Source organism: Pseudomonas sp. CFBP 8771, assembly GCF_014841695.1.
Taxonomy (GTDB): domain Bacteria; phylum Pseudomonadota; class Gammaproteobacteria; order Pseudomonadales; family Pseudomonadaceae; genus Aquipseudomonas; species Aquipseudomonas baltica.
Genome location: NZ_JACYUJ010000002.1, coordinates 409,883 through 421,054, shown reverse-complemented (window position 1 = coordinate 421,054; position 11,172 = coordinate 409,883). Strand labels below are relative to the sequence as shown.

The following is an 11,172-nucleotide window of genomic DNA, read 5'->3' as shown; positions in this document are numbered from 1 at the left end:
ACGAGTGTCTCTGATCGCTTCTTCCCACTTCCGCATCGTTGTCGGCCTCGGCAAGAGCGGCATGTCGCTGGTGCGCTTCCTGGCGCGCCAGGGCGTGGCGTTTGCCGTGGCCGACACGCGAGCAGCGCCGCCGGAACTGGCGACGCTACAGCGTGACTATCCCCAGGTGGAAGTGCGTTGCGGCGAGCTGGACGTGGAGTTCCTGTGCCGCGCCGACGAGCTCTACGTGAGCCCCGGCCTGGCGCTGGCGACCCCCGCCCTGCAACAGGCGGCGGCGCGCGGCGTGCACCTGTCCGGCGACATCGACCTGTTCGCCCGGCATGCCAAGGCGCCGATCGTGGCGATCACCGGCTCCAATGCCAAGAGCACCGTGACCACCCTGGTTGGCGAGATGGCGGTTGCGGCTGGCAAGCGCGTGGCCGTGGGCGGCAACCTCGGCGAGCCGGCGCTCGATCTGCTCGCTGACGACGTCGAGTTGTACGTGCTGGAGTTGTCGAGCTTCCAGCTGGAAACCACCCATCAGCTCAATGCCGAAGTGGCCACAGTGCTCAACGTCAGTGAAGACCACATGGATCGCTACAGCGGCCTGCCGTCCTATCACCTGGCCAAGCACCGGATTTTCCGTGGCGCGCGCAAGTTCGTCTTCAATCGTCAGGACGCCATGAGCCGGCCGCTGATCGGCGAAGGCATGCCGTGCTGGACCTTCGGCTTGAACAAGCCGGACTTCAAGGCCTTCGGCCTGCGCGAGGAAGACGGGCAGAAGTACCTGGCCTACGAGTTCGAGAACCTGATGCCGGTCAGCGCGCTCAAGGTGCGTGGCGCGCACAACCAGGCCAATGCCCTGGCCGCGCTCGCTCTGGGACACGCGGCAGGTCTGCCGTTCGACGCCATGCTGGCCAGCCTGCGTGAATTCACCGGGCTGACGCACCGTTGCCAGTGGCTGCGCGAGCGCGATGGCGTGGCCTGGTACGACGACTCCAAGGCCACCAACGTCGGCGCTGCCATTGCCGCCATCGAAGGCCTGGGCGCCGATATCGACGGCCAGTTGGTGCTGATCGCCGGTGGCGACGGCAAGGGCGCCGATTTCACCGCGCTGGGCAAGCCCATCCAGCGTCACTGCCGGGCACTGGTGCTGTTGGGCCGCGATGCCCCGCGCATCGCCGCCGTGGCCGGGCCGGGCGTTCCACAAGTTACCGTTGCCTCGATCGAGGAAGCGGTTCAGCAGTGTGCCGAACTGGCGCAGCCCGGCGATGCCGTGTTGCTGTCACCGGCCTGCGCGAGTCTGGACATGTTCAAGAATTACGAAGAACGCGGGCGGCGGTTCGCCCAGGCAGTGGAGGGCCTGTCATGATCTTTGGTGTCATCAAGCCATTTCCCTCGCCGCTGATCAGTGGCCGCGGGATCGACATCGACTTCGCCATGCTCGCGGGCTGCCTGGCATTGCTCGGCCTGGGCCTGGTGATGATCACCTCGGCCTCTTCGGAAGTAGCTGCGGTCAACTCGGGCAATTCGCTGTCGATGATGATCCGGCATCTGGTCTACCTGGTGATCGGTATCGGTACCTGCATCGTCACCATGATGGTGCCCATCGCCACCTGGCAGCGCCTGGGCGGTACGCTGCTGATCGCCGCCTTCGGCTTGCTGGTGATGGTGCTGTTGCCCGGCATTGGCCGCGAAGTGAACGGTTCGATGCGCTGGATCGGCTTCGGCATGTTCAACGTGCAGCCTTCGGAAATCGCCAAGGTGTTCGTGGTGATCTTCCTGGCGGGCTATCTGGTGCGTCGCCAGCAGGAAGTCCGCGACAGCTGGATGGGCTTCTTCAAGCCGTTCTTCGTTTTGTTGCCGATGGCCGGGCTGCTGCTGATGGAGCCGGACTTCGGCGCCACGGTGGTGATGATGGGCGCAGCGGCGGCGATGCTGTTCCTCGGTGGGGTGGGCCTGTTCCGCTTCGCCTTGATGGTGGCTCTGGCGGTCGGTGCGGTGTTCGTGCTGGTCCAGGCGCAGCCGTACCGCATGGCGCGGCTGATCACCTTCACCGACCCGTGGAGCGACCAGTTCGGCTCGGGCTATCAATTGACCCAGGCACTGATCGCCTTTGGCCGTGGCCAGTGGTTCGGTGTCGGCCTGGGCAACAGCGTGCAGAAGCAGTTCTACCTGCCCGAAGCGCACACCGACTTCGTGTTCTCGGTACTGGCCGAGGAGCTGGGGGTGATCGGTTCACTGTGCACCGTGGCCTTGTTCGTGTTCGTCTGTATCCGCGGCATGTACATCGGTTACTGGGCCGAGCGGGCCAAACAGTATTTCGCCGCGTACGTGGCCTATGGGCTGTCGTTCCTGTGGATCGGCCAGTTCCTGATCAACATTGGCGTGAACGTCGGCCTGCTGCCGACCAAGGGTCTGACCTTGCCGTTTCTCAGCTACGGCGGCAGTTCGCTGGTGATCTGCTGCGCCTGTCTGGGGCTGCTGCTGCGCATCGAATGGGAAAGCCGTTCGCACCTGGGCAGCGAAGAGGTGGAATTCAGCGAGAGCGATTTCGCCGAGGAGACGCCCCATGGCCGGTAAAGGCAATGTGCTGATCATGGCGGGCGGTACCGGGGGCCATGTGTTCCCGGCGCTGGCCTGCGCACGGGAATTCCAGGCGCGCGGTTTCAGCGTGCACTGGCTGGGCACGCCGCGCGGGATCGAGAACGAGCTGGTGCCTGCCAATGGCCTGCCACTGCACCTGATCGATGTCAGCGGTGTGCGCGGCAAGAGCCGGCTGGCTCTGCTCAAGGCGCCGTTCGCCATTTGCAAGGCCGTGTTCCAGGCGCGCCGCATCATCGCCCGGCTGCAGCCGGTGTGCGTGGTCGGCTTCGGTGGTTACCTGACCGGCCCCGGTGGCGTCGCCGCGCGGCTGGCCGGTGTGCCGGTGATCGTGCACGAGCAGAATGCCGTGGCCGGTACCGCCAATCGCCTGTTGGTGCCTTTCGCCAGCCGGGTCTGCGAAGCTTTCCCCGACACCTTCGCCGCCTCGGCCAAGCGTCGGACCACCGGCAACCCGGTGCGTACCGAACTGTTCATGGAAACCCCGCGTCAGGTCCTCATCGGTCGCCAGCCACGCCTGCTGGTACTGGGTGGCAGCCTGGGCGCCGAGCCGCTGAACAAGCTGCTGCCCGAAGCCCTGGCTCAGGTGCCTGCGCACTACCGCCCCGAGGTGTTCCACCAGGCCGGCAAGCAACACGATGAAATCACCGCCGAGCGTTATCGCACCGCCGGTGTCGAGGCGCAGGTCGCGCCGTTCATCAAGGACATGGCCCAGGCGTATGGCTGGGCCGACCTGGTGGTGTGTCGCGCGGGTGCGTTGACCATCAGCGAATTGGCGGCCGCCGGCCTGCCGTCGTTGCTGGTGCCGCTGCCCCACGCGATCGACGACCACCAGACTCGCAATGCCGATTATCTGGCTCGCGAAGGCGCTGCCTTCCTGATGCCACAAGCGACAACCGGCGCGGCACAGCTTGCCGAGCGCCTGAAAGAGGTTTTGATGCAACCCGAAAAACTCCTGAGCATGGCGAGCACTGCCCGCCGCCTGGCCAAACCCGATGCCACGCGCAATGTGGTCGACGTCTGCCTGGAGGTGGCCCATGGTTGAGAACCAGAGAGCCATTCCGCAACCGGAAATGCGCCGTATCCGTCGTATCCACTTCGTCGGTATCGGTGGTGTGGGCATGTGCGGCATCGCCGAGGTGCTGTTGAACCTGGGCTACGATGTGTCCGGTTCCGACCTCAAGGCTTCGCCGGTGACCGAGCGACTGACGTCGTTCGGCGCGCAGATTTTCATCGGCCACCGTGCCGAGAACGCCGCCAGCGCCGACGTGCTGGTGGTGTCGAGTGCGGTCAACACCAGCAACCCGGAAGTCGCCACCGCGCTGGAGCGGCGGATTCCAGTGGTGCCGCGTGCCGAGATGCTGGCCGAGCTGATGCGCTACCGGCATGGCATTGCCGTGGCCGGCACCCATGGCAAGACCACCACCACCAGCCTGATCGCCTCGGTGTTCGCGGCCGGTGGCCTGGACCCGACATTCGTCATCGGCGGCCGGCTCAATGCGGCCGGCACCAATGCCCAGTTGGGTACCAGCCGCTACCTGATCGCCGAGGCCGACGAGTCGGACGCCAGCTTCCTGCACCTGCAGCCGCTGGTGGCCGTCGTCACCAACATCGACGCCGATCACATGGCGACCTACGGCAACGACTTCAACGTTCTGAAGAAGACCTTCGTCGAGTTCCTGCACAACCTGCCGTTCTACGGATTGGCCGTGGTGTGCCTGGATGACCCGGTCGTGCGCGAGATCCTCCCGCAGATCGCGCGGCCGACCTTGACCTACGGCATCAGCGAAGAGGCCGACGTGCGTGCCATCAACGTGCGCCAGCAGGGCATGCTGACCCACTTCACGGTGCTGCGCCGCGACCGCGAGCCGCTCAACGTGTCGGTCAACATGCCGGGCAACCACAACGTGCTCAACGCCCTGGCGACGATTGCCATTGCCACCGATGAAGGCATCAGCGACAGCGCCATCGTCCAGGGCCTCTCCGGCTTCCAGGGCGTGGGTCGACGTTTCCAGGTGTATGGCGAATTGCCGGTCGAAGGCGGCAGCGTGATGCTGGTCGACGACTACGGTCATCACCCTCGCGAAGTGGCGGCAGTGATCAGCGCCGTGCGCGGTGGCTGGCCCGATAAACGTCTGGTGATGGTATATCAGCCGCACCGTTTCAGCCGCACGCGTGACCTGTACGACGATTTCGTACAGGTGCTTGCCGACGCCAATGTGCTGCTGCTGATGGAGGTCTACCCGGCCGGCGAAGAACCCATCCCCGGCGCCGACAGCCGTCAGCTGTGCCACAGCATCCGCCAGCGCGGCCAGTTGGACCCTATCTACATCGAACGCGGCGTCGAGCTGGCGCCACTGGTCAAGCCGCTGCTGCGCGCAGGCGACATCCTGCTGTGCCAGGGTGCCGGTGACATCGGCGGGCTTGCCCCGCAGTTGCTCAAAAGCCCGCTGTTCGCGCAGGCCTCGGAGAAATCGCAATGAACATTTTGGATCCCAACACCCTGCGCTCGCAGATCATGCCCAGTGACTTCGGTCGCGTGGCCGTGCTCTACGGCGGCAAGAGCGCCGAGCGCGAGGTGTCGCTGAAATCGGGCGCCGCGTGCCTGCAGGCCTTGCAGAGCGCCGGGGTAGACGCGTTCGGCATCGACGTTGGCGACGATCTGCTGGCCCGCCTGCAGGCGGAGAAGATCGACCGTGCGTTCATCATCCTCCATGGCCGCGGCGGCGAAGACGGCAGCATGCAAGGGTTGCTCGAGTGCCTGGGCATCCCCTACACCGGCAGCGGCATCCTTGCCAGCGCCTTGGCGATGGACAAATTGCGCACCAAGCAGGTGTGGCAGAGCCTCGGCCTGCCGACCCCGTCGCACGCCGTGCTGGCCAGCGAGCAGGATTGTATTTTTGCCGCTGGGGAACTGGGCTTCCCTTTGATCGTCAAACCCGCCCATGAAGGTTCAAGCATCGGGATGGCCAAGGTGAACAGCGTCGACGAACTGGTCGTCGCCTGGAAAGCCGCCAGCACCTACGATTCGCAAGTGCTGGTCGAACAATGGGTCCACGGCCCCGAGTTCACCGTCGCGACGCTGCGTGGCCAGATGCTGCCTGCGATTGCGCTGGGCACGCCCCACACGTTCTACGACTACGACGCCAAGTACGTCGCCAACGATACCCAGTACCGCATCCCCTGCGGCCTTGCTCCCGCCAAGGAACAGGAACTCACTGAACTCTGCGCCCGCGCCTGCGATGCCATCGGCATCCAGGGTTGGGGGCGTGTGGATGTGATGCAGGACCAGCAGGGCCGTTTCTGGCTGCTGGAAGTCAACACCGCTCCAGGCATGACCGATCACAGCCTGGTGCCCATGGCGGCGAACGCGGCTGGCCTGGATTTCCAGCAGTTGGTGCTGGCGATTCTGGCTGCCAGTTGCAAGGCGCGAGGTTAAGACCATGCACGGCCCAATGATTCGCCATCAGTCACCCGCCATCGGCCGCAACAAGCCGGTGCCGCGTGGCGCCAGCCGTATGGTGGCCAAGGAGCCACTGTCGGTGCGCCTGCCCAAGGCCAATTTCAGCATCTTCAGGAAGCTGATGTGGCCGGTGCTGTTGGTGGGTCTGGGCTTTGGCACCTACGAAGGTGCCCAGTACCTGATGCCCTACGCCGATCGCCCGATCACCAAGGTGTCTGTACAGGGCGACCTGGCCTACATCAACCAGCAGTCGGTGCAGGAGCGCATCCAGCCTTATGTTGGCATGACGTTCTTCAGCATCGACCTGACCCGCATGCGCACCGAGCTGGAAACCATGCCCTGGATCGCCCATGCCGAAGTGCGTCGGGTGTGGCCTGACCAGGTGGTGATCCGCCTGGAGGAGCAACTGCCGGTCGCGCGCTGGGGCAACGAATCGCTGCTCAACAACCAGGGCCAGGCGTTCGCGCCTCGCGAACTGGGCAACTACGAACACTTGCCGCAGTTGTTCGGCCCGGTACGGGCCCAACAGCAGGTGATGCAGCAATACCAGGTGCTGAGTCAGATGTTGCGTCCACTGGGCTATTCAGTTGCCCGACTGGAACTGACCGAACGCGGCAGCTGGTTTCTCACCACAGGCGCAGGAAGCGCCGGCCCGGGCATCGAGCTGTTGCTGGGACGTGACCACTTGCTGGAAAAAATGCGCCGCTTTATCGCCATTTACGACAAGACACTCAAAGACCAGATCACGAATATCGCGCGTATCGACCTGCGCTATGCCAACGGCCTGGCCGTGGGCTGGCGTGAACCGAGCGCCCCGACTGCGGACAAGCCCGCCGTCGCGAAGAATTGACAAGAGGCAGGACCATGGCAAACGTTCAAAGCGGCAAAATGATCGTCGGGCTGGACATCGGCACCTCCAAGGTGGTGGCGCTGGTGGGCGAGGTGGCAGCCGACGGTACGCTGGACATCGTCGGGATCGGTACCCACCCCTCGCGCGGCCTGAAGAAGGGCGTGGTGGTGAACATCGAGTCGACCGTGGCGTCGATCCAGCGCGCGGTCGAGGAAGCCCAGCTGATGGCCGGTTGCCGCATTCACTCGGCGTTCGTCGGCGTCGCCGGTAACCACATCCGCAGCCTGAACTCCCATGGTATCGTGGCCATTCGCGACCGCGAGGTCAGCACCGCTGACCTGGAGCGGGTTCTGGACGCGGCCCAGGCCGTGGCGATTCCCGCCGACCAGCGCGTATTGCACACCCTGCCGCAGGACTATGTGATCGACAACCAGGAAGGCGTGCGCGAGCCTCTGGGCATGTCCGGCGTGCGTCTGGAAGCCAAGGTCCATGTGGTCACCTGCGCCGTCAACGCTGCGCAGAACATCGAGAAGTGCGTGCGCCGCTGCGGCCTGGAAATCGACGACATCATTCTCGAGCAGCTGGCATCGGCCTATTCGGTGCTGACCGATGACGAGAAAGAGCTGGGTGTCTGCCTGGTCGACATCGGCGGCGGCACCACTGATATCGCCATCTTCACCGAAGGCGCCATTCGCCACACCGCGGTCATTCCCATCGCGGGCGATCAGGTCACCAACGACATCGCCATGGCCCTGCGCACACCGACGCAGTACGCCGAAGAAATCAAGATCCGTTACGCCTGCGCCCTGGCCAAGCTGGCCGGCGCCGGCGAAACCATCAAGGTACCCAGTGTCGGCGACCGTCCTCCGCGCGAGCTGTCGCGCCAGGCGCTGGCCGAAGTCGTCGAGCCACGCTACGACGAGCTGTTCACCCTGATTCAGGCCGAGCTGCGTCGCAGCGGCTACGAAGACCTCATCCCGGCCGGCATCGTGCTGACCGGTGGTACGGCAAAAATGGAAGGCGCGGTCGAGCTGGCCGAAGAAATCTTCCACATGCCGGTGCGCCTGGGCGTACCGCATAGCGTGCGGGGACTGAGCGACGTTATCAGCAACCCGATCTATTCCACCGGCGTGGGCCTGCTGATGTATGGCCTGCAGAAACAGTCCGATGGCTTGAACCTGTCAGGTATCAGCAACAGCGGCAATTACAGCGATGACACCAAGGCTCCGGTGCTGGAACGGCTGAAGCGTTGGGTGCAAGGCAATTTCTGATTCAAAACGGCAGTAGCGGTAGGCGCACACAAATAGAGAAAGGAGAGGGCACATGTTCGAACTCGTAGACAACATCCCGCAAAGCCCGGTAATCAAAGTTATCGGTGTCGGCGGCGGCGGCGGCAACGCCGTCAACCACATGGTCAAGAGCAACATCGAAGGCGTTGAGTTCATCTGCGCCAACACCGATGCTCAGGCACTCAAGAACATCGGCGCGCGCACCATCCTGCAGCTGGGTACCGGTGTGACCAAGGGCCTGGGCGCTGGCGCCAACCCTGAAGTCGGCCGTCAGGCCGCGATGGAAGACCGCGAGCGCATCGCCGAAGTGCTGCAAGGCACCAACATGGTCTTCATCACCACCGGCATGGGCGGCGGTACCGGTACCGGTGCTGCGCCGATCATCGCCGAAGTGGCCAAGGAAATGGGCATCCTGACCGTTGCGGTCGTGACCCGTCCGTTCCCGTTCGAAGGCCGCAAGCGCATGCAGATCGCCGACGAAGGCATTCGCATGCTGTCCGAAAGCGTCGACTCGTTGATCACCATTCCCAACGAGAAGCTGCTGACCATCCTGGGCAAGGACGCCAGCCTGCTGTCGGCGTTCGCCAAGGCCGACGACGTGCTGGCCGGTGCCGTTCGCGGTATCTCGGACATCATCAAGCGTCCGGGCATGATCAACGTCGACTTCGCCGACGTTCGTACCGTGATGAGCGAAATGGGCATGGCGATGATGGGGACCGGCTGCGCCAGCGGCCCGAACCGCGCGCGCGAGGCCACCGAAGCGGCCATTCGCAACCCGCTGCTCGAGGACGTCAACCTGCAGGGCGCTCGCGGCATTCTGGTCAACATCACCGCAGGTCCCGACCTGTCGCTGGGTGAATACTCCGACGTGGGTAGCATCATCGAAGCGTTCGCCTCCGACCACGCGATGGTCAAGGTCGGCACCGTCATCGACCCGGACATGCGCGACGAACTGCACGTGACCGTCGTGGCCACCGGCCTGGGCGCGAAGATCGAGAAGCCTGTGAAGGTCATCGACAACACCATGCAGACCGCAGCGCAGACGCCTCCACCGTCGCAGCAGCCGGCTCGCCAGGACGCACCGTCGGTGAACTACCGCGATCTGGATCGTCCGACCGTGATGCGCAACCAGGCCCACGCCGGTGCTGCCGCCGCGGCCAAGCTGAACCCACAGGATGACCTGGATTATCTGGACATCCCGGCCTTCCTGCGTCGTCAGGCCGATTGATGCAATTTATCAGGGGTATTAGGGTGATTGGTGTTCAGCAAAGGTTGGGTCTGCTATCATCGCCAGCCTTTGTTGATACCAGTTCGCAATTTGCGCTGAAGCGGCCAATGCCATGATTAAACAACGCACCCTGAAGAATATTATCCGTGCCACAGGCGTCGGTCTGCACTCCGGTGAGAAGGTCTACCTGACTTTGAAGCCTGCGCCCGTGGATACCGGCATCGTGTTCTGCCGTGTCGACCTTGACCCGGTCGTGCAGATTCCTGCACGCGCCCACAATGTCGGCGCCACCACGATGTCCACCACTTTGGTCAATGGCGATGTCAAGGTCGATACCGTAGAGCATCTACTGTCGGCCATGGCGGGCCTGGGAATCGATAACGCCTACGTCGAGCTCTCCGCGTCCGAAGTGCCGATCATGGATGGCAGCGCCGGACCCTTCGTATTCCTGATTCAATCGGCTGGCCTGGAAGAACAGGACGCGCCGAAGAAATTCATCCGCATCCTGCGTGAAGTGACAGTGACGGAGGGCGACAAGCGCGCCACTTTCCTGCCTTTCGAAGGTTTCAAGGTGAGCTTCGAGATAGATTTCGATCATCCTGTCTTCAAGGACCGCACCCAGAGTGCCAGTGTCGACTTCTCCAGCACGTCCTTCGTGAAGGAAGTCAGTCGCGCCCGCACCTTTGGTTTCATGAGCGACCTTGAGTACCTGCGCAAGCACAATCGTGCACTGGGCGGCAGCGTCGAGAACGCTATCGTGGTGGACGAGGCAGGCGTCATGAACGAGGACGGTCTTCGCTACGAAGACGAGTTCGTCAAGCACAAGATCCTCGATGCAATCGGCGATCTCTATCAGCTGGGTAACAGCCTGATTGGCGAATTCCGTGGCTACAAGTCGGGCCACGCACTGAACAACCAGCTTCTGCGTCGTCTGCTCGAGCAGGACGATGCGTGGGAAGTGGTCACGTTCGAAGATGCCAGTACGGTACCGATCTCCTACATGCGGCCAGCTGCGTTGGGTTGATACAACCTCTCTTTTCTGGTTACACATTTATAGGCCACCCATTGGGTGGCTTTTTTTTGCGTGGCGTTCAGGGTACCCAGGGCATTGCCGGCGGGTTCAGCGCACGCGTTTGGCGTGGGCTGCCAGGCGCTCCAGCGCGGCGCGCAGATTCGGATCGCTGATGCCGTCGGCGGTGGCCTGAATGTTCTCGCCCGCGCCGATGGACAGATCGATGCTGCGCTCTCCGGCCTTGCTCTGCACCGTGGGCGGCTGCACCTTGAACAGGATACGGGTCAGGCTGCCGAATTCCTCCAGGGCCTGCAGGTCGCGCTGCAGTCGCTTTTGCTGATAGCGCAGGCGCGTGGCCCAGTGGCCGTCGGTGACGATCAGCAACAGGCTGCCTTCGCGCCACGAGGCAACGTAGCAATGCTCGCGCGCCGCAGGCTGCAGCTGGCTCTCGAGCAGGCGCTGCAGGTGCGACAGGCGCTGGGCATGGCTGAACAAGGCCTTGAGCGGCTTGGCTTCGCGCAGCAGCACCGCTGGAGCCCGGGCGGGCAGGGGCCGAAAGACCATGGAGATACACCTGAGGTTACAGAGTCGGCATGTTAACAGAATCCCTTGTCGTCACCGTTTTACGTGGGTACACCGGCGGGCCTGTGAACGTTCGAATAGATGACATCTGCACCCTGCGGGTTGAAGTTGTCGAAAAAGCCCTTATTGTAAAACCGCCCCGTCACAACGCTGTGCCAGCATCGT

The 11,172-nt window shown here is 63.6% G+C and carries 10 protein-coding genes; 9 read left to right on the top strand and 1 reads right to left on the bottom strand.

The genetic code is table 11. The features are described 5' to 3' along the window. Positions 1–4: 4 nt before the first annotated feature. From murD to lpxC, 9 genes are all read left to right on the top strand, one after another. Positions 5–1,351 (top strand): UDP-N-acetylmuramoyl-L-alanine--D-glutamate ligase, encoded by a 1,347-nt coding sequence (murD, locus tag IFT80_RS06490; RefSeq protein WP_192104030.1) that lies wholly within the window; start codon positions 5–7, stop codon positions 1,349–1,351. Beyond that, positions 1,348–2,562: a putative lipid II flippase FtsW gene (gene ftsW, locus IFT80_RS06485; protein WP_122479466.1), complete on the top strand. Its 1,215-nt coding sequence runs from the start codon at positions 1,348–1,350 to the stop codon at positions 2,560–2,562. The genes murD and ftsW overlap by 4 nt, the downstream gene beginning before the upstream one ends. After that, complete coding sequence (murG, locus tag IFT80_RS06480) at positions 2,552–3,628, top strand: undecaprenyldiphospho-muramoylpentapeptide beta-N-acetylglucosaminyltransferase (protein WP_192137003.1); 1,077 nt, start codon at positions 2,552–2,554, stop codon at positions 3,626–3,628. Before ftsW ends, murG begins: the two co-directional genes overlap by 11 nt. Beyond that, entirely contained in the window at positions 3,621–5,066 is a 1,446-nt protein-coding gene (gene murC, locus IFT80_RS06475) for a UDP-N-acetylmuramate--L-alanine ligase (protein WP_122713415.1), read from the top strand. Before murG ends, murC begins: the two co-directional genes overlap by 8 nt. Further along, entirely contained in the window at positions 5,063–6,022 is a 960-nt protein-coding gene (locus IFT80_RS06470; protein ID WP_192137002.1) for a D-alanine--D-alanine ligase, read from the top strand. Before murC ends, IFT80_RS06470 begins: the two co-directional genes overlap by 4 nt. A 4-nt stretch (positions 6,023–6,026) precedes the next feature. Continuing rightward, positions 6,027–6,896 (top strand): cell division protein FtsQ/DivIB, encoded by an 870-nt coding sequence (locus IFT80_RS06465; RefSeq protein ID WP_122479462.1) that lies wholly within the window; start codon positions 6,027–6,029, stop codon positions 6,894–6,896. Between the two features lie 14 nt (positions 6,897–6,910). After that, positions 6,911–8,167 carry a cell division protein FtsA gene (ftsA, locus tag IFT80_RS06460; protein WP_122479461.1) on the top strand — a complete coding sequence of 419 codons (1,257 nt, stop codon included), beginning with the start codon at positions 6,911–6,913 and terminating at the stop codon, positions 8,165–8,167. A 52-nt stretch (positions 8,168–8,219) separates the two neighbouring features. Continuing rightward, positions 8,220–9,413 (top strand): cell division protein FtsZ, encoded by a 1,194-nt coding sequence (gene ftsZ, locus IFT80_RS06455; protein WP_049860625.1) that lies wholly within the window; start codon positions 8,220–8,222, stop codon positions 9,411–9,413. Positions 9,414–9,525: 112 nt separating this feature from the next. Beyond that, complete coding sequence (gene lpxC / locus IFT80_RS06450) at positions 9,526–10,437, top strand: UDP-3-O-acyl-N-acetylglucosamine deacetylase (RefSeq protein WP_043186858.1); 912 nt, start codon at positions 9,526–9,528, stop codon at positions 10,435–10,437. 96 nt (positions 10,438–10,533) lie between these two features. On the opposite strand, the gene IFT80_RS06445 is transcribed toward lpxC, so the two are convergent. Next, positions 10,534–10,989, bottom strand: coding sequence for a DUF721 domain-containing protein (locus IFT80_RS06445; RefSeq protein WP_122479460.1), 456 nt, complete (start codon positions 10,987–10,989; stop codon positions 10,534–10,536). Between the last annotated feature and the right edge of the window lie 183 nt (positions 10,990–11,172).